Below are 18,223 nucleotides of genomic sequence, written 5' to 3'. Positions count from 1 at the left end.
TCTCATCAAATTCTAATCTAATTGTCATGCTTTCATAAAAAATGCTGTTTATACTATGGGAAAGGGGTGATATGAGGTGCGTAAGAAAATGATCTGGGTGATTGGTACACTGGTTGTTCTTTGTATCGTTGGTTTAAGTGTATACCAGACAAAGGCTGCAACATCCAGTCCGGACCTTAATTCAGAAGAAATTACCGCTTTGGTTAATGATCAATATTCTGGTCAGCACTCAGAACCGGAATTAAGCATTGAAGACGGGGAGCCGGTCTATCAGATGGAAGTCACACAGGATCAAGGAGTATATTCCTTAAAGCTGAATGGAGATACGGGGCAGGTGCTTGACTTAACAGCTGTAGAAAAAACAGCAAATAATCAAGAGGACAATACAGAAAAACAAGACGAGGTAAAAAAGGAAGAAAATGCTGCAGAGGATAATTCGGAATCTGATAATTCAGAGCCTGTCGAAGAAAAATCGGAATCCGAATCAGATAATCAAGAAACAGAAAATGATGCCATGCTATCTCATGAAGAAGCAAAAGAAATTGCTTTAAAAGAATTTCCGGGTAAAGTAACAGATCTGGAATTAGACTCGGACGACGGTGTTTATATTTATGAAATCGAAATTGTTAATGGAGAAGATGAAGCATCGATTGAGATTAATGCGTATACAGGAAATGTAGTTATGATCGAGATTGATATAGATGATTAAGAAATATACTTTAAAAAATCTGGATGAATTTAAATTCTAAGCGTAGAATTTTGAATTTACCCAGATTTTTTAATAGCTGTCAGCTGATAATATAGTTATACATATCGAAATAATAATATCGTGAAAAAGTAAAAAGAAGCAGACAGTGGAAATTAATAAATACTTCCATGTCATCCCTGGTGAGCAGCCTTAGACAGTTGTTAATTTAAAGCTGAAATTCACAATTGGCAGCAACAAAATTGTATTTAAAAGAACGTTAAATAGCTCCTGTTCTCCATTTTTATTTCCTGACAATCCATTTCTCATGAAATTCTAATCTTACTCAAATGGTGTTGTCATTATTACAGGGTAAGATGTAGTTAATAAGAAATAAGGAGGAAAAATAAATGAATAAAAAAATTGGATTAATTGCTGGCGCTGTTGTATTAACTGGAATTGTCGGAACAGGAATTTATCATACAGAAGCATCAAGTTCGAAAGAAGGAGAACTGCAAATTACTGCAGCAGAGAAGGTAACAATTGAAGAGGCTACTAAAAAATTAGAAGAAGCATATCAGGGAACAGTTAAAGAAATAGAGCTGGATAAAGAACGAAATAAGTTATATTATGAAGCAGAAATTATCGTCGATAAACAAGAGTATGATGTAGTAATGGATGCTGAATCAGGAGAAGTTGTCTACGAAGAGATTGACGATGATTATAAAAATAATGATGACAGAGACAACGATGATAGAAATCTGGAAGCTGCTGGACAGCAGGAAACTAATGCAGAAAATAGCAGCAAGGACAATAAAAGTAACCTGATAGCGCAGGAGAAAGCAATTGAGATTGCGAAACAGGAATTTGATGGAGAAGTCGTACAAATTGAATTAGACTTTGATGATGGCAAATATGTTTATGAACTGGAGCTCGTTAATGGACATCAAGAAGCTGATATTGATATCCACGGAGAAACTGGAGACATTCTTTCTTTAGAAATAGATTATGAAGATGATTGATAATAACTTTAAAAACACCAAAGTTCACCGCTTTGGTGTTTTTTCTACATAGTTTAAAAAAGAGTGCCAAAGCCTTCTGAATATCCATAAAATGGATTGTTCTTTTAGATGAAAAAATATGCTGAGTAAGTTTTGTACATAAAAAAATAGGGTAACTAAAAATAAGTGAATACAAAGTAGGAATCGGTAGGAGGATTTTTATGAAAAAGGTTACATTATTTGTCAGCGAAGGCAGTGAGGCATCTGATAGGGTAAAAGCATTTCTAGATAAAAATGATGTTACCTACGAATTAAAAAACGTGACGAAAAATAAAGATTATTTAAAAGAATTGCAGGAAATGAAGGTTTTTGGAACACCGACAATTTTTATTGATGGTAAGAAAATAGAAGGAAATCAGGAAAATAAAATCCTTTATGAATTAGGGTTAATTAGTGATCCGAGTGATGATACTTTTTCTTTTGAAAATGTGTTTAAATCTAGAGAGTGATTTTGCACGCGCGAGCCTTCTATTGCATAAAATGGCAGTAATCTTAAACTCAAAAAGGCAGAAGAAGGTGATAGATGTGCAACATCGGCCAATGAACCAAAGGCATACTTTCCCCAACGGATTGAATAGAGATAATCCTTATATACCAGCTTCTTCAAATATAAATCAGCGAAATACGAGACAAGAGTCGACTCCATATGAATTATTTTCAAAGCCGGAATTACCAACACAATATTTAATGTCTCAACAGCAAAGTCAATCACAGCAAAGTATAAACAATGGGGGGACAAGTGAGAGCAATCCATTAAATTTTGACACTGTAATCAGCAAAGTTGGGCAAATAGCAAGTACTTACCATCAAGTTTCTCCCATTGTGAAACAATTTAGCACCTTTGTAAAAGGATTCATGTAGGTATATATCAACAAAATCAAGAGAAGATAAGGTTATCCTCCTGAAATAGTTACCTTGGGAGGAGATTCCTTTAAGAAAATGTTTAAAAAAAGTCCAAATGATGAGCGGTGAGGTAATGGATCTTCTACTAATACCGCCCGCGCCGTGCGGGCAATGCAGAAGTCATCCTGACATGTGAGAAGCAAGCAGTGCGTAAAACTGCGCCGTCTTAATCTTCTGGAGCCCATTCAGGTCTTTTTTGAACATGCACTTTAAAGTGTAATTTACGAGAAGGAGTAGAAAATCATGATTGGATGTTTAATTATTCACGGGTACACTGGAGGGCCCTATGAAGTGGAGCCATTAGCAAATTATTTAAGAGACAACACGGACTGGCATATTGAGGTGCCAACCTTGCCGGGACATGGCACAGAGTTAAATTTGGAGAATGCTTCTTATGAGAGCTGGATTCAAGCAGCAGAAGAAGAGCTCCACACACTTATCGAACAATTTGAAACGATTTATGTTATCGGATTTTCTATGGGAGGAATGATTGCCTCTTATTTAGCAGCGAAGTATAAAATTGACAGGCTTGTGCTTCTGGCTACTTCAGGAAAATATCTATGTTTAAAGCAGCTTGGGCTGGATGCTGCTGCAGTAATTGGTGATGGACTGCGAGGCCATTTAAAAGAAAATCAGCTATTTAATCACTATAAAAAGAAAATGGGAGTTGTACCGTTAAAAGCGCATTTTGAGTTCATGAAGCTTGTCCGTTTTACAAGAAAATATCTGGACAAAGTAAAATCGCCGGTACTAATTGCCCAAGGGCAGCTTGACGGGATGGTGCCTTATAAAACAGCATACTATTTAGATAAGTTAATTCACTCTGAAAAAAAAGAAGTTGTCTTTTTTGAAAGGTCCAAACATTTAATTTGCCTGGGTACCGATAAAGACACATTAAACAATATGATTTATGGTTTTCTGACAGAATCACCTGCATAAAAGAAAGGCCGGGATAAAATTCCGGCCTTTCTTCAAGAATAAAAAAATATAAAACAGAGACTGGAGCGGATATCTTTTAGACAAGAACGTCAATGCTTTAAAGAACTAGTGCTCTTCCTTATTTTTTAAAGAATGATATTACAAGGGCACCTTCACCGCCATATGTGGAAATGAGCGGGCCGGATTCCTCTAAAATATCATCATAAAAAGCATATTTGCTGCGAATTTTTTCTAAAACATTCAGGGCTCTGTCTTTATCCCGGCAATAGGTCATTGTTATAATTTTATTTTCTGTATCCTCTGCGTATTCTCCGATTTGATCAATAAACCGCTGTAATGATTTCTTTTCCCCGCGCACTTTTTCAACGACATCAATAGCACCCTTCTCTGTCGCTTTCATAAGCACTTTTATATTTAATGTCTTTGCAATTTTTCCTTTAATTTTCTCTAAACGTCCGCCTAAAACAAGATTATCTAAACTTTTTAATACAAATAAAGTAGCTGTCTGTTCAATGCGTTCTGTTAAATGATTGACAAGCTCATTAAATTGATACCCTTCCTCTATTTTTTTATTGGCTTCATGTATAAGCAGACAAATACCACAGGAAGCAGTTTTTGTATTTAGTACCTCGATAACACGATCAGGTTCTTCCTCTAATAACATGTTTTTTCCTGTTACTGCATTTGCATAAGTACTGCTTATCTCACTTGATATACTTAACATCAGAATTTTCTTCTCAGGTGAAATCTTTTTATACGCTTCATAGAAATCGGAAGGGCTGGGCGCTGCTGAACGCGGTACCTCCCCCAATTTCTTCACTTTTTGATGAAATAATTCAATATTCATCGTTTGTCCGCAAGTGTATTGACCGTCACTAAAATGAAGGTATAAAGGAACAATTTCTACATGAAGTTTATTTTTTAAGAGTACGGGTAAATCAGCAGAGCTGTCCGTCATTAATTGAATTGTCATTGCTTCACCTGCTTTATGAGTATTTATTTATGATTCTTTGTTGAAATGGTAATCTTCTTCTTCCGGGAAGTACTGAGGATAAACAGAAATAATCCGATTACGATAATCGTTCCTCCAAGAAACTGGGCCCAGGTTGGTGCTTCATTTAAAATAAGAAAAGCAAGGATACCTGCTCCTACAGGTTCAAATACAACAGCCATAGAAATAGTAGATGTGCTTAACCATTTCAACGACCAATTAAAAAGAGAATGTCCTAAAAAGGTTGGTATAATCGCTAAAGCGATAAAAATCCACCAATGGCTGGCCGGATAAGAAAAGAAATTTTCCTGCTGTATTATATTAAACAGTGTTAATGTAACAGCACTGATACTATAGACTATAAATGTATAGGTGATCAGAGAAACATTTTTCCGGACATGCTGACCAGATAAAAAATATATAGTTACAGCAATCGCGCCGAGTAAAGCAAGCATGTCCCCGTATAGTACGTCTCCAGATAATTGAAAATCTCCTGAACCTATAATTAATCCACCGAGTAAAACAATGAATATGCTAATAACAGCTCCGGATGAGAAACGTTCACCAAAGAGAAAGTATGTCCCGATAAAGGCCAGGATTGGCTGGAGTGAAATAAGTACCACGCTGCTGGCCACAGAGGTATAGTTTAATGATTCAAACCACAAAATAAAAAATAGAGCAAGAAAGACGCCGGCAAGAATGGAGAGCCACCAATTTTTGGTGGAAATACGTTTAAACTCATGTTTATAATGAAATAAAATAAAGGGCAATAAGAGTAAAACGGCAAATAAAAGACGGTAATTTGCTATGATGGAGGCTGATGCTTCTGAAGCAAGCCGGACGAAAATTGCTGATGTTGATATAGAAAAAACCCCAATAACAACTGCTGCTTTGGGGTTGAAAGCGGACTGACGCATGGTGATAACTCCCTTTTCGCATTTTCATCATTATGTATTGTTCTTCTTGATAAATTATTCATTCAACGCGAAGAATTGTATGTGGGTGGGCGCATAGTGTATTTTTTAAAAGCTCTATTGAAAAAAAGAGCAGCCTCTATATAAAATGAAGCTGGAAATTCCTAGTGCACGCGCATACATATCTAATTACATTTTATCATGTTACGAAAAAAAAATCATTTTAATCTGTGCACTGGATATCTGACTTATAAGTGTGGTATGATTAAGGAAGCATTTTTATAGAGGCCTCTTACCTTATTGAAATTGGTTATGCCTTTTTTGTACTTTAAACGTTGATAATGAATACGCACATGAAATACGTTATTCGTTTAATTGCTGATGTGGAGTGAAATATTCATTCAATCAGCAATTTTTAGGTAGTAAATCAGTAAATATGATAAAACGAAGTTTCATTCAGTTAAGGAATTCAGTTTTTCTTCCACTGAAGATGAGTTGAGTGATTCAGGGAGGCAGGGTCCGTTTCCCGTCTAAATTGGGATGGAACACAAGCTGAGATCTTCACGATCCAGAGCTCAGATCACTTGTCCCGTTAAAATATTTGTAATTACTCTGCCGTTGAAGACACTTGTGTGACCAACATCCTAATTAACTCGAGATGAAAATTTTATGGACGATTCTCCATGATAAATTTATATAAAAGCAGAATGGTGTAAATAACCATTTGCTTCTTTGTCCGGGTGACTCAGGGATTTTACTGGTTTGTATAATAAGATGAAAAGTATGAGAAACTCTTTATAAGGCCTCTTTTGCAATAAAAAACAAAAAGGAGTCGACGATTACGTGACTAAATTTAATGAACTAGGTGTTTCTGCGCCGATAATGAAAGCTTTAGAAGAAATGGGGTTTGAAGAAGCAACTCCAATTCAGGCAGAGACGATTCCATACGCGCTTGAAGGAAATGATGTTATTGGACAAGCGCAAACAGGTACAGGGAAAACCGCTGCATTCGGTATTCCATTAATAAATAAAGTTAATCCCAAACTGAGAAAGGTGCAAGGCTTAATTGTTGCACCTACGCGTGAGCTTGCTATCCAGGTAGCTGAAGAGATTAACCGTCTGGCTAAATTCAAGCGTATACGGGCACTGGCAATCTTTGGAGGTTCTCCAATGGACCGCCAGATCCGTGCATTAAAAGACGGCCCGCAAATTGTGGTGGCTACACCAGGACGTTTAATGGACCATATGCGCCGCAAAACAATTCGCATCGATGAGGTGCATACAGCTGTTCTTGATGAAGCGGATGAAATGCTTAACATGGGCTTTATTGATGATATTCGTGAAATTCTAAAAGGTATTCCAGAAGACAGACAAACATTGCTTTTTTCTGCGACAATGCCGAAAGAAATTCGTAATATTGCTACAACGCTTATGAAAGAGCCAAAAGAAGTAAAAGTAAAAGCGAAAGAAATGACAGTAGAAAATATTGATCAATATTTCATTGAAATTCCAGAGAAATTCAAGTTTGATACTTTAAATAATCATTTGGATATTAATTCTCCGGAATTAGCTATTGTTTTTGCCAGAACCAAAAAACGTGTGGATGAAATCACAGAAGGACTTCAGGCAAGAGGCTATCGCGCAGAAGGAATTCATGGTGATTTAACACAAGGCAAGCGTATGTCCGTATTAAATAAATTTAAGCAGGGACGTGTGGATGTTCTTGTTGCAACAGACGTAGCAGCGCGCGGATTAGATATTTCCGGTGTAACACATGTGTATAACTTTGATATTCCTCAGGATCCTGAAAGCTATGTTCACCGTATTGGAAGAACTGGAAGAGCAGGGAAAACAGGAGAAGCTATTTCCTTTATTACACCAAGAGAAATGGCTCACCTGAGCTTGATTGAAAAAACAACAAAAAGTAAAATGAAGCGTTTGACTCCGCCTACAAATCAGGATGCACAACGCGGGCAGCAGCAAGTAACCATTGATAAAATGAAAAAGGCCATTGATCAAAAAGATTTGAAGCCTTACTTTGATGCTGCAAAAGAATTATTAGATGATCATGATTCCGTTACAGTTATTGCTGCTGCAATCAGCATGATGACAAAAGAAAGAAGAGATACACCAGTACGTATTTCTTCAGCAGCACCAATCAGTGTGAAAAAAGCTAAGAGCTCGAAAGATAATAACCGCCGCAGTAATAACAAACGCTACTACGGAGGCCGCAGCCAAGGTGGAAGAAACCAAGGCGGCAGAAATCGCAAAGGTAAAGGGAATTTCCAGCGTAAAAGACGGGATGACCGTTAAGAGTAAATAATCAAAGCAATCAAAAAAAGCAATGGCCGATGATTCACCGGCCATTGCTTTTTTTGTATATTTTCTTATTGAGAAAGCTCAGACAATGCGTCGCTGTCAGCAATAATCGTTACATTTGGATGTTTTTGTAAAATGGAAGCCGGAAAATCTTCCGTGACTGGGCCATTTACCAATTTCTCCAATGCTTCTGCTTTTTTGGATCCAGATACTAACAGAATAATTTGTTTGGTCTGCATAATAGAATCAATACCCATCGTAATAGCTTGTAAAGGTACTTCATCAATGGAATCAAAGAAGCGGGCATTGGCATTACGGGTTGACTCATCCAAATCAACAATATGTGTTTGAATGGAGAATGGTGTACCTGGTTCATTAAACCCAATGTGCCCGTTTAAGCCAATTCCTAAGATTTGAATGTCAATACCGCCGGCTTGTTGAATAGACGCTTCATATCGGCTGCATTCTTCTTGTAAATCCTTTGCATCTCCATTGGGCAGGTTAGCCTGATCGGTTTTTAGATCAATATGGTCAAACAGAAGCTTGTGCATATAATAGTAATAGCTTTGATCATTATTTTTAGAGAGCCCGACATACTCATCTAAGTTGAAGGTTGTGACATCCTTGAAGGAAACATTGCCCTCTTTGTACTCTTTAATGATTTCTTCGTATAGGCCTTCTGGTGTTGAACCAGTTGCCAGACCGAGTACGCTGTCTGATTTTCTGTTAATTTGTTCGATCAGTTTTTTTGCAGCAAGCTCACTCATCTGCTTATAATTTTCTGCTTGGATAATATTCATTATTTTTTCCCCCTCTAATATAAAATAGATAATATTATTTACCTTCATTGTACAGTTTGTTCTGTGCTTATGCCACTGCTTCGTTATACTGCTTTGTTTTTGACTGTTTGTCACATAGCACGTGCAGCTGCCGGCAGTAACGAAGTCAGGAACATGGTTGATTTATCAAGATTTTGTAATTATTTACCGCTGATTTTATTCCTGTTATATTTTAATCAATATTATTATAGGCATAAATAATGATATTTGTACATAAATTTTTGCGAATTTGTAATAACAAATTTTGTGAAGGCTTTATCGTTATAAAAGATAGTAGATTTATCGTGATTTAAATGAAATATTAATTGTTATATTTGTATTATTCGTTTTGCTTGGAGGAAAATATATTTTATGAGCCTGACCAGCAGTTTTATTGGCACTTCTATGTGATAAATAAATTCAAATACCACTGAATCATGTCCTCTCCCAGGAAATAAGTTAGAATAGCTCCAATAGCAATAAAAGGTCCAAACGGGAAGGGGTTATTCCGCTGAATGAAACCTAAATATAATAAAATACTGCCGATTAATGCCCCAGATATACAAGCCAGCAAAAAGGTTGCTATCATATGAGACGGTCCTAAAACAATGCCGAGTAAAGCCATTAATTTCATATCTCCGGCTCCCATCCCTTGTTGATTCCACAAGATTATAATAAAGATAATCAGGAATCCGGCAAGCCCCCCTGCGACAGAGTTCCACCAAGGATCCAAAGGTTCTAATATACGAAAGAAAATAAAAGCAGGAAGGAAAAAAGAAAGCAGTTTATTAGGAATTAGCATATAGCATAAATCCGTTATGATAATTATAATTAATAACGACATAAATATAAGAGAAAGAAGCAGTTCAGAAGGAGAGGCTGCGTATAGGTAACAGATAACAAAGAGGGAGCCTGTAAAAGCTTCTGTCAGTGGATATAAAAAAGGAATTTTATAGCGGCATTTCCGGCAGCGGCCTTTTAAAAAGATATAAGATAGAATGGGAATGTTATCATACCACGCGAGCTGGCAGCTGCAGGAAGGACATCTGGAGCGCCCGCGGGTAAATGAGATTTTTTGCGGAAGACGAATACCCACAACCATAAAAAATGAACCAAAAATAATTCCAATCAGGAAAAAGATCAATGAAGTGCAGATTTCCATAAGAAACCTCCTTTATTTTATTTGGGGGGAATTACGAGGTGCCATTATTATAGCATAAAGGGGACGTTTTTTTATACAGATTTCAAGTTTTCAACAAAATAAAAAAGCTGAGCATGAGAAGACATCATGTCCAGCCGATTATTTTATCCAAGTTTTATAATATATTTGCCTGTCCTAATAACCATAAGACAGCGATGATACCTACAATGATCCAAAGCATATTTTTTCGGATAACCTCTGGCAACTTTCGTTTTTTATTCCAGCGGTCCGGATCAAATTGTGGACCGTTATCATCATCTGCATATTTTCTTTTTCGTGGCCGTGTCCAGGGAGAATAGCTTTTTACACCAGCGAGGAGCAGAGGGGCATAAATAAAACCGCTGAATAAACCAAATAAATGTCCTAACACACTAATATTGCTCCTTAAAAATGTCATAACCAGCCCAATGGCTACTATCACCCCTACGATTTGAATGCTGGATTGGTCAATCAAATCTTTTCGGAAAATAGACATATAAACGTAAATCCCAAATAAACCAAAAATCGCTCCAGATGCACCTAAATGAGCATAGTTAGGTGATTCTATGAAGTAGATAAGAATATTGGCTGTAACAGCCGTACCGAAATAAGCTAATATAAATTTGATTTTACCAAGCATCTGCTCGAGGGCAGGCCCAAACAGCACAAGCGAAAAGGAATTAAACAGCATGTGCATAGCTCCGGCATGGAGAAAAACAGGTGTAATCAGCCGCCACCATTCTCCTGCTGCAATACCAGCATTAATCCCCATTCCGTAAAATCTTAATTCATTGCCAATCCTTAAATTTAGAAAGTCGATAATAAACCAAAGTAATATATTAATCCCGACAATAATTGTTACAACGGGATATAGTTGGAAAAATTCCTTTACGCTCCGTTCTGTTCTGATAAACATAGAGTGCCCCCTTATAGTCAAAGCTTTTAAAGTTGATAAGATATCCTATATAATATAATAAGAAATAATATAGATTATGACCATTAAAAAGGTGTTTTAACACATGGAATAACTTTTAGGAGCAGTGAAAATGATACTTGGAACAGGCATTGATATCATCGAATTAAAAAGGATTAAACGGCTGCTGGAGAAAAATGACCGTTTTTTAGAGCGGGTGCTAACAAAAGCAGAACAAGAAAAAGCGATAGATTTACCTGTTCATCGGCGGGTGGAATATGCAGCAGGGAGATTTGCTGCCAAAGAAGCCTTTGCAAAAGCAAATGGAACAGGGATAGGGAAAATAGGCTTTCAACAAATGGAAATAAAAAATAATCTCAATGGAGCACCTGAAATGCAGGTAGAGGGCATGGATGATATACAGATCCACTTGTCTATATCTCACAGCAGGGAGCATGCGGTTGCACAGGTTTTATTAGAGAAGAGATAAGCTCCTAAAGAAAATAAATACAAATAGGAAAGGCATAAACGCATAGTTTGTCTCATATATTTTATTGCGGTAGGAGGGAACAAAATTGTATATTGTTACCGCGAAAGAAATGTACAAGATTGACCGGGAAACAATTGGTACGATTGGACTTGACGCGAAAATACTCATGGAGAATGCAGGTAGAGAAGCAAGCAGGGAAATAGAGAAACGGATATCCAAAGAAGACAAAGTCGTTATTTTGATTGGCGGCGGAAATAATGGCGGAGATGGATTTGTTATTGCCCGTGTGCTTTCAGAAGCAGGGTATCCAGTCAAAGCAATCCAGGTTGCACCAGATGAAAAAATAACAGGAGATGCAGCTTATCATAAGGAAATTTATCGTCAATTTGGCGGCCGGGTGGAGCATTATCATGAAGCTTGGGCAGATATCGTTTTAAAGGAAGCGGATGTTATTATCGATGCGATGCTAGGTATCGGAGTGCGTGGCGAATTAAGAGGAGATATATGTACTGCAGCCAGACAAGTGAATGAACAGGACGCTTATGTTATATCTATTGATATACCAAGCGGTCTGCCTGCAGAGGAAGGACTCCCGGTTTTTCAAGCAATCAAGGCAGATGCGACGATTATGATCGGGGCAGTAAAGCAATCTGCAGTCTGTCAGCACACCTCCTCTTATTATGGGGAGTGGATTATAGCTGATATCGGATTTCCAGGAAGTCTCTTTCAGGCGCATACAAAGAGACGCTTGTGGACTACATCCAGTTTTCAGGAGTCTTTTCCAAAGCGGGAAGTGAATTCACATAAAGGAGATCACGGGAGAGGACTGATCATTGGCGGCAGCCAGTTTATGCCAGGATCTGTTCTGATGACGACAAAGGCAGCACTGAGGACTGGAGCAGGGTTATTAACGACCGCATCTGTAAAAGGCGTTATTTCCATGATTGCTGGAAATATTCCCGAGGCTATGTATATCCCCACTTCAGAAAAAAATGGTTATGTTACTGGAATCGATAATATAGACTTGTCCAGTTTTGATGCGATTGCGGTTGGAATTGGTTTGGGCAGGAGGGAAGAAACCGGAAAAGAAATTCTTCCGGCATTGCTCGGGTTTAAAGGGCCAATCCTAGTCGATGCTGACGGTCTTTACCATCTGAAATCGTATTTAACAGACTTTGGCGCAAGACAAGCTCCGCTTATTTTAACACCGCATCCTGGTGAACTTGCAGCATTGATGGATATGTCTGTCTCTGATTTGCTTTTGGAGCCTTTTCGGTGCAGCTCTGAATTTGCAAAGAGATATAACTGCTATCTTGTCTTAAAAGGAAAGCATACGATTATTACTGACCCGGAAGGAAACCAGACAGTCGAATCGAGCGGAAATCCTGGACTTGCCAAAGGAGGCAGCGGGGATGTATTGACTGGAATGATTTTAGCCATGATTATGCAAAGTAAATCCATCTTTGCAGGGATAAATAATGCTTGCTTTCTGCACGGAAAATCTGCAGACTTACTAGTCCAGGAAAAACACTCGGAACAGGATCTGCTTGCAGGAGATGTTATTCAAGGTATTCCAAAAGCAATCCGTACATTTTCTTAAACACGGTGTATATTTTTTTCATAAAAACAAATTGTTCCCTCTGTTAAATGAGACAAGGGAGATATGCTAATGATAAAGAGACGTTTTTTCGGTGTCGTTTTACTATTAAGTGCACTTAGTTTATTGCTTTCAGCATGTGGAGAAAAATCGCAGGAAGATGTTGTGGAAAAATTGCAGAAGGCAGTGGCGGATTTAGACAGCTACAAAGCGACTGCGGATATGACGATGAATACAAATGATCAGGAACAAACCTTTTTAATTGATATATGGTATCAGGCAGATGAGCAATATCGGGTAAAGCTCGAAAATGAAGCCGAGCAGAATGAAAGTCAAGTAATTTTAAAAAATACAGATGGTGTCTTTGTACTAACACCGGCATTGGAGAAAAGCTTCAAATTCCAATCAGAATGGCCGCAAAATAGCAGTCAGCCGTATTTATTTCAATCTCTGGTGAATGATGTGATAAATGATCCGGAGGCACAATTTGAAACAACAGAAGACCATTACGTTTTCAAGACGAAGACAAATTATCAAAGCAACAATAATCTGCCAGCTCAAGAAATTTACTTTGATAAATCCAGCTATACTCCAGTAATGGTCAATGTTCTGAATCAAGATGGAGAACCGCTGGTTAATGTGACTTTTCATGACTTTGATTTAGACGCTAAGTTTGCAGAAGATGATTTTTCAATGGAGAAAAATATGGAAAAAGAGACAGATGATGAAGCCTCCAGTGCAGAAGAAGGCGAAGCAGTAGAAACTGCAGCTCAGGAAGTACGTACACTGTACCCGACATTTACCGCTGGAGCAGAGGTTGCCGAGAAGAAAGAAGTTGCTTTAGAGGATGGCGAACGCATTATTACAACCTTTGAAGGCGAGAAAAACTTCACGCTTGTTCAGGAAATCAGAGAAACCGCGCCGGTGAGTGCAGCTCCGGAAGAAGTGAACGGAGATATTGTAAATCTTGGAACTACCGTTGGAGCCTTGGAAGATAATACATTAAAATGGACTTATCAAGGTGTTGATTACCAATTGGCAAGTACGGAGCTGACAAAAGAAGAAATGATTGAAGTAGCACAATCTGTTCAAGGGCAAACAATAAAATGATACGGTTATATATTGGCAGGCTTCGTACGCGCGGGCCTGCTTTTATTATATTCCGACTCCGTTAGAATGTCCTTTATAGTGTATGCCTGAAAGCCCGTTGACGAAGAGATTCAGGGCTTATCATCCGGGCTGCGTTTGAACATCTTCTTATAAAGGTATGATTTTAACATATTGGCATATAATTAATAGACAGGTATTTATTTCGTTGAATAAATGGAATTATTATATCTGCTCTGCAATTAATTAAATTGTGAAGTGATGCGTTTATTTTTAACGAAAACACAAGAATTTCCATAATTAAACATTTTAATTAGTGAGTATTTTTCTGGAGCATCTGCTGTAAAGCTTACAGGAACATAAATATTCAACATATCTGGTAAATAATGTTTTTTAGCGAAAGGGTAAAATATTATTTTTTTATACTTCAAATATTTTAAATACCACATAAATTAAGGTTTAAAACGACAAATTTACATGATTTTTTTACAAATTCGCCATAACCCCTTTGCAAAAGTAGGCTCACAATGCTATTATGATATTAAATTTAATAATGAACGTTAATTGTTGGCGGGGGTGCTTGATTTTGGCTGAAAATAAAGAAGAAATCATGGTGAAAATACCGAAAAATTTATTAAGTGAGGTGGATGGGTTAATGAAATATGAGAATAGCTCCGACTTAAGTGATTTTATTTGTGAAGCAACTCAAATTTATTTAAACCATAAAAAAGAAGAACACCTCCAGCGTTTTCATGAAACGATGCAACGTGGATATGAAGAAATGGCAAGAATTAATCTGACGATTGCTTCAGAGGCTTTTCAAGCTGAAGAGGAGGCTGAAATAACTCTAGAGCGCTCCGTGATCGGGGTGTAACACTTGTGATCGTTCAAAGAGGCGAGGTTTATTTTGCTGACTTATCCCCTGTGGTTGGCTCGGAACAGGGTGGTGTAAGACCAGTTCTTATTCTCCAAAATGATATCGGTAACCGATTTAGTCCGACTGTTATTGTAGCTGCTATTACAGCTCAAATTCAGAAGGCTAAATTACCGACGCATGTTGAAATCGATGCAAAACGTTATGGGTTTGACCGGAATTCAGTCATTCTGTTAGAACAGATTCGAACATTAGATAAGCAGCGATTAACTGATAAAATTACAAAGCTGGACAAAGAAATGATGGAAAAAATCAATCAATCCTTAGAAATAAGCCTTGGCTTAAGAGATGTGTACAGTAATAATTAATAATTTCATGATAAATAGATTAAAAAGACGGTTCTTTCGCAGAGAACCGTCTTTTTTTAGAAGAGGAAAGTATATAAAAATTCTAAAAAGATGTCTGCTTCAACAGTTTTCATGGGGTGAGTAATCTTAGGCCCGGAAATATACTCCGCTTTCCGTGCACTCAAGCTCATCTTCTCGAAAAAAGTGCTTTTTTCCTGCGGAGGCATACAGGACTTATGTCAGTTCGGTGCCCAAGATGGGAAGTCGCGAGCTTAACTGCACCTCCCTTTTCCAATATTAGTAAGTATTTCTCCTTCTTTGAAAAATATAGTAAAATGAAGAAGGAGGTCGATAATTGTGGATACGATTATTTTTGATATGGATGATACTTTATATGACCAGTCAGCAACATTTAGAACTACATGTAAAAAAATGCTGAATGTATCTATGAAGGATAGCGAGCTGGTTCACCTATATATACTTAGCCGTAAGTATAGTGATGAATTATTTGATGATCAGGTAGCAGGAAAAATAACGATGGAGGAAATGCACATCCGCCGTATAAAAGACGCCTGTGCGGATGTGGGCATAGAGATATCGGCGGATCAGGCTATAGAATTTCAGAATACCTACGTCCAGGAGCAGGGGAAAATTGAATTATTTGAAGAAGCTGTCCAATTATTGGATTATCTTGCAGCAGGTAAAAAGCAGCTGGCTGTTTTAACAAATGGTGCAGAAGATCACCAGGCCATGAAAATAAAACAATTAAAGCTGAACAGGTGGATACCTGAGAATTATTTATTCATTTCAGGGTCGATTGGACATGCCAAACCTTCCGTAGAAGCATTTCATTTTATTGAAGATAAGCTTGATTTAACGAAAGCAAAAACTGTTTACGTTGGAGACTCCTTTGCAAATGATATTGTCGGTGCAAAGCAGGCGGGTTGGCAGGCTGTCTGGATGAATCATCGCAACAGACAAATGCCGGAAGCTGCTGCAAAACCAGATAAAATTGTCTACAGCGCCAAAGAATTGCTGGATTTTTTCTTGGAGTCTTAATAAAATAGTATAAAAAACAGAGCATTACACCTTTGCAGTACGCTTAAAATATGCTATAAAAACGATAAGGAAAGTCTTATATTCTTAATGCTGATATATATAGATTTACCAGCTTTTTTGATAGAAATGTCTATAGCAGGTACATCAATGCTAGATATCCTCTAAGTGTGTTACAATGGAGATGTTTAGCGTAAAACCTTCTAAAACTATCAGTATATTTTGTAGTAAATGCAACAATAGCAGTAGTATAAAAAACTGGGAAAAAGAAAATATGGAGGGAACGAGTTATGGATGAAAATCTGAAAGAATTAATTATCAATAATAGCGATTCTATTGTTGATAATTGGATGGATGAGGTTGGCAGGATAAAGGCTGGTAATTATACAGCAAGCATATCTGATGAGCTTTATGAAAACACCAACCGAGAATTTGTGAATGTTATTTTTACAAGTATTCAAAATCAGGGATCTTCAAAGGTAGTAGAGGAGTTCTCAGAGAAAATTATTAACCTTGGCTGGCCTCTCAGTTACATTACAGATGGGCTGCAGATTTTTCGTCGTGTAACTATTGATTTTTTACTTGCGCAGGCAGATCAGGTTGATTCTAATCATTTTTCAATTGTCTTAACAAGTGTGGATGAGTGGATAGAACCGTTAATCCGTCAGCTTGTTAATGAGTATTCAGGAAGCTGGGAAAATATACTCTCTCTGCAGCGGGTAGCTTTGCAGGAACTATCAGCACCGTTAATTCCAGTTATGGAAAGAATAACCGTAATGCCGTTGATTGGCACTATTGACACAGATAGAGCTAAATTGATTATGGAAAATTTACTGGAGGGAACAATTAAGCATAACTCCGAAGTTGTATTAATTGATATCACAGGGGTTCCAGTGGTGGATACGATGGTCGCACATCATATTATCCAGGCTGCAGAAGCGGTCAGACTGATCGGATCAACGTGTATCCTTGTAGGAATTCGTCCGGAAATTGCCCAAACTATTGTAAACATTGGCATCGATTTAAGTAAATTTCTAACAAGAAGCACGCTGAAGAAGGGCTTTACAAAAGCGCTGGAAATTACGGAGAGAGAAGTAGTTGATTTACATGCTAAAAATCAAGGGATTGAAGATATAATGCATTCACTTAAGGGGGAGTAGAAAAATGCGGATACCTATTTTAAAACTACATAATTATTTGCTGATTTCTATTCAGACTGAGATTGATGACCAGACGGCTATTAAATTTCAGGAAGATTTATTAGCAAAAATTCATAAAACAGGTGCCATAGGTGTTGTGATTGATTTGACATCTGTAGATATTATTGATTCCTTCATTGCAAAAGTGCTTGGTGATGTTGTATCCATGTCGGATTTAATGGGGGCCCGTGTCGTATTAACTGGAATTCAGCCTGCTGTTGCAATGACATTAATTGATTTAGGAATACACCTGCAAAATGTCCCTACTGCATTAGATTTGGAACAAGGATTAGTGAAGCTGCACCAGGAATTGGGAGGTTAATATATGAACCCAAGATCCTGTGTCAACATTCACAAAGAGTGGGATATCGTAGGAGCAAGACAGCTTGGCCGGGAAATGGCAAAAGAAATTGGGTTTGGAACCGTTGATCAGGCAAGGATTGCTACTGCAGTATCTGAATTAGCTCGTAATATATATTTATATGCTAAAAATGGACAGGTTTGTTTTGAGTATATCTATACAAACAGTCAAAAAGGAATATTAATGACGGCTGTTGATACTGGTCCGGGAATTAAGGATATAAGCAGCGTTATGCAAGATGGCTATACTACCTCCGGGGGTCTGGGTGCCGGGCTGCCTGGAGTGAAACGTTTGATGGATGATTTTGATATAGAATCTGCTGTTGGGGAAGGAACTAAGATTAAAGCGATTAAATGGATCAGATGATATAATCCTTTAATTTTAGTAACTTTCCTTGTTTTATCACAGAGAACCTTCTGAAATCACCCGCTTTAAAATAAATAATAGTGAAATCATATTTATATTGGCT

The 18,223-nt window shown here is 37.5% G+C and carries 20 protein-coding genes; 15 read left to right on the top strand and 5 right to left on the bottom strand.

All coding sequences use genetic code 11. From position 1 onward, the window contains the following. The first annotated feature begins 76 nt into the window (after positions 1–76). From IEX29_RS19945 to IEX29_RS19925, 5 genes are all read left to right on the top strand, one after another. Positions 77–709, top strand: a complete 633-nt coding sequence (locus IEX29_RS19945) for a PepSY domain-containing protein (RefSeq protein ID WP_188736539.1) — start codon at positions 77–79, stop codon at positions 707–709. A gap of 386 nt (positions 710–1,095) precedes the next feature. After that, a complete protein-coding gene (locus tag IEX29_RS19940) occupies positions 1,096–1,707 on the top strand; it encodes a PepSY domain-containing protein (RefSeq protein ID WP_188736537.1) in 612 nt (203 codons plus the stop codon). Between the two features lie 200 nt (positions 1,708–1,907). Beyond that, positions 1,908–2,195 (top strand): glutaredoxin family protein, encoded by a 288-nt coding sequence (locus tag IEX29_RS19935; protein ID WP_188736535.1) that lies wholly within the window; start codon positions 1,908–1,910, stop codon positions 2,193–2,195. A 31-nt stretch (positions 2,196–2,226) separates the two neighbouring features. Beyond that, a complete protein-coding gene (locus IEX29_RS19930) occupies positions 2,227–2,607 on the top strand; it encodes a YppG family protein (RefSeq protein WP_229720308.1) in 381 nt (126 codons plus the stop codon). 285 nt (positions 2,608–2,892) lie between these two features. Beyond that, a complete protein-coding gene (locus IEX29_RS19925) occupies positions 2,893–3,588 on the top strand; it encodes an alpha/beta hydrolase (protein WP_188736533.1) in 696 nt (231 codons plus the stop codon). Positions 3,589–3,706: 118 nt separating this feature from the next. Here the strand turns inward: IEX29_RS19925 and IEX29_RS19920 are convergent, their stop codons facing one another. Continuing rightward, positions 3,707–4,561, bottom strand: a complete 855-nt coding sequence (locus IEX29_RS19920; protein ID WP_188736531.1) for a DegV family protein — start codon at positions 4,559–4,561, stop codon at positions 3,707–3,709. Positions 4,562–4,584: 23 nt separating this feature from the next. After that, positions 4,585–5,496 carry a DMT family transporter gene (locus tag IEX29_RS19915; protein WP_188736530.1) on the bottom strand — a complete coding sequence of 304 codons (912 nt, stop codon included), beginning with the start codon at positions 5,494–5,496 and terminating at the stop codon, positions 4,585–4,587. A gap of 840 nt (positions 5,497–6,336) precedes the next feature. On the opposite strand from IEX29_RS19915, the gene cshA reads away from it, so the two are divergent. Then, positions 6,337–7,806, top strand: a complete 1,470-nt coding sequence (cshA, locus tag IEX29_RS19910; protein WP_188736528.1) for a degradosome RNA helicase CshA — start codon at positions 6,337–6,339, stop codon at positions 7,804–7,806. 74 nt (positions 7,807–7,880) lie between these two features. Here the strand turns inward: cshA and nagB are convergent, their stop codons facing one another. From nagB to IEX29_RS19895, 3 genes are all read right to left on the bottom strand, one after another. After that, entirely contained in the window at positions 7,881–8,612 is a 732-nt protein-coding gene (nagB, locus tag IEX29_RS19905; RefSeq protein WP_188736525.1) for a glucosamine-6-phosphate deaminase, read from the bottom strand. 421 nt (positions 8,613–9,033) lie between these two features. Then, positions 9,034–9,792, bottom strand: a complete 759-nt coding sequence (locus tag IEX29_RS19900; RefSeq protein WP_188736523.1) for a prepilin peptidase — start codon at positions 9,790–9,792, stop codon at positions 9,034–9,036. A gap of 154 nt (positions 9,793–9,946) precedes the next feature. Continuing rightward, on the bottom strand, positions 9,947–10,726 hold the full coding sequence (locus IEX29_RS19895) for a rhomboid family intramembrane serine protease (protein WP_188736522.1): 780 nt from the start codon (positions 10,724–10,726) through the stop codon (positions 9,947–9,949). A gap of 130 nt (positions 10,727–10,856) precedes the next feature. Between IEX29_RS19895 and acpS the strand changes: the two genes are divergently transcribed. The 9 genes from acpS to IEX29_RS19850 all read left to right on the top strand — a co-directional run bounded on the left by acpS (position 10,857) and on the right by IEX29_RS19850 (position 18,120). After that, positions 10,857–11,213: a holo-ACP synthase gene (gene acpS / locus IEX29_RS19890; protein ID WP_188736520.1), complete on the top strand. Its 357-nt coding sequence runs from the start codon at positions 10,857–10,859 to the stop codon at positions 11,211–11,213. A gap of 85 nt (positions 11,214–11,298) precedes the next feature. Next, entirely contained in the window at positions 11,299–12,813 is a 1,515-nt protein-coding gene (locus IEX29_RS19885) for an NAD(P)H-hydrate dehydratase (protein ID WP_188736518.1), read from the top strand. Between the two features lie 69 nt (positions 12,814–12,882). Further along, positions 12,883–13,920, top strand: coding sequence for a LolA family protein (locus IEX29_RS19880; RefSeq protein WP_188736516.1), 1,038 nt, complete (start codon positions 12,883–12,885; stop codon positions 13,918–13,920). A gap of 607 nt (positions 13,921–14,527) precedes the next feature. Beyond that, on the top strand, positions 14,528–14,791 hold the full coding sequence (locus IEX29_RS19875) for a CopG family ribbon-helix-helix protein (protein ID WP_371863303.1): 264 nt from the start codon (positions 14,528–14,530) through the stop codon (positions 14,789–14,791). A 5-nt stretch (positions 14,792–14,796) separates the two neighbouring features. Beyond that, positions 14,797–15,159: a type II toxin-antitoxin system PemK/MazF family toxin gene (locus IEX29_RS19870; protein ID WP_042532419.1), complete on the top strand. Its 363-nt coding sequence runs from the start codon at positions 14,797–14,799 to the stop codon at positions 15,157–15,159. Positions 15,160–15,495: 336 nt separating this feature from the next. Further along, positions 15,496–16,197 carry an HAD family hydrolase gene (locus tag IEX29_RS19865; RefSeq protein WP_188736513.1) on the top strand — a complete coding sequence of 234 codons (702 nt, stop codon included), beginning with the start codon at positions 15,496–15,498 and terminating at the stop codon, positions 16,195–16,197. Positions 16,198–16,484: 287 nt separating this feature from the next. Further along, on the top strand, positions 16,485–17,354 hold the full coding sequence (rsbRA, locus tag IEX29_RS19860; protein ID WP_188736511.1) for an RsbT co-antagonist protein RsbRA: 870 nt from the start codon (positions 16,485–16,487) through the stop codon (positions 17,352–17,354). Between the two features lie 4 nt (positions 17,355–17,358). Further along, positions 17,359–17,715: an STAS domain-containing protein gene (locus IEX29_RS19855; RefSeq protein WP_188736509.1), complete on the top strand. Its 357-nt coding sequence runs from the start codon at positions 17,359–17,361 to the stop codon at positions 17,713–17,715. Positions 17,716–17,718: 3 nt separating this feature from the next. Beyond that, positions 17,719–18,120 carry an anti-sigma regulatory factor gene (locus IEX29_RS19850; protein WP_188736508.1) on the top strand — a complete coding sequence of 134 codons (402 nt, stop codon included), beginning with the start codon at positions 17,719–17,721 and terminating at the stop codon, positions 18,118–18,120. Positions 18,121–18,223 lie beyond the last annotated feature (103 nt).

The sequence above is a fragment of the Oceanobacillus neutriphilus genome (genome assembly GCF_014645515.1).
In the GTDB taxonomy this organism is placed as follows: Bacteria; Bacillota; Bacilli; order Bacillales; family Amphibacillaceae; genus Oceanobacillus; species Oceanobacillus neutriphilus.
Note: the sequence above shows the minus strand (reverse complement) of the source record. Positions and strands in the feature narration are given on the sequence as shown.

Bases quoted from the DNA above. Each gene is read 5' to 3' on its own strand.
- IEX29_RS19940 (WP_188736537.1), top strand. From the start codon at position 1,096: ATGAATAAAAAAATTGGATTAATTGCTGGCGCTGTTGTATTAACTGGA.
- IEX29_RS19935 (WP_188736535.1), top strand. From the start codon at position 1,908: ATGAAAAAGGTTACATTATTTGTCAGCGAAGGCAGTGAGGCATCTGAT.
- IEX29_RS19930 (WP_229720308.1), top strand. From the start codon at position 2,227: ATGGCAGTAATCTTAAACTCAAAAAGGCAGAAGAAGGTGATAGATGTG.
- IEX29_RS19925 (WP_188736533.1), top strand. From the start codon at position 2,893: ATGATTGGATGTTTAATTATTCACGGGTACACTGGAGGGCCCTATGAA.
- IEX29_RS19920 (WP_188736531.1), bottom strand. From the start codon at position 4,561: ATGACAATTCAATTAATGACGGACAGCTCTGCTGATTTACCCGTACTC.
- IEX29_RS19915 (WP_188736530.1), bottom strand. From the start codon at position 5,496: ATGCGTCAGTCCGCTTTCAACCCCAAAGCAGCAGTTGTTATTGGGGTT.
- nagB (WP_188736525.1), bottom strand. From the start codon at position 8,612: ATGAATATTATCCAAGCAGAAAATTATAAGCAGATGAGTGAGCTTGCT.
- IEX29_RS19900 (WP_188736523.1), bottom strand. From the start codon at position 9,792: ATGGAAATCTGCACTTCATTGATCTTTTTCCTGATTGGAATTATTTTT.
- IEX29_RS19895 (WP_188736522.1), bottom strand. From the start codon at position 10,726: ATGTTTATCAGAACAGAACGGAGCGTAAAGGAATTTTTCCAACTATAT.
- acpS (WP_188736520.1), top strand. From the start codon at position 10,857: ATGATACTTGGAACAGGCATTGATATCATCGAATTAAAAAGGATTAAA.
- IEX29_RS19880 (WP_188736516.1), top strand. From the start codon at position 12,883: ATGATAAAGAGACGTTTTTTCGGTGTCGTTTTACTATTAAGTGCACTT.
- IEX29_RS19875 (WP_371863303.1), top strand. From the start codon at position 14,528: ATGGTGAAAATACCGAAAAATTTATTAAGTGAGGTGGATGGGTTAATG.
- rsbRA (WP_188736511.1), top strand. From the start codon at position 16,485: ATGGATGAAAATCTGAAAGAATTAATTATCAATAATAGCGATTCTATT.
- IEX29_RS19855 (WP_188736509.1), top strand. From the start codon at position 17,359: ATGCGGATACCTATTTTAAAACTACATAATTATTTGCTGATTTCTATT.
- IEX29_RS19850 (WP_188736508.1), top strand. From the start codon at position 17,719: ATGAACCCAAGATCCTGTGTCAACATTCACAAAGAGTGGGATATCGTA.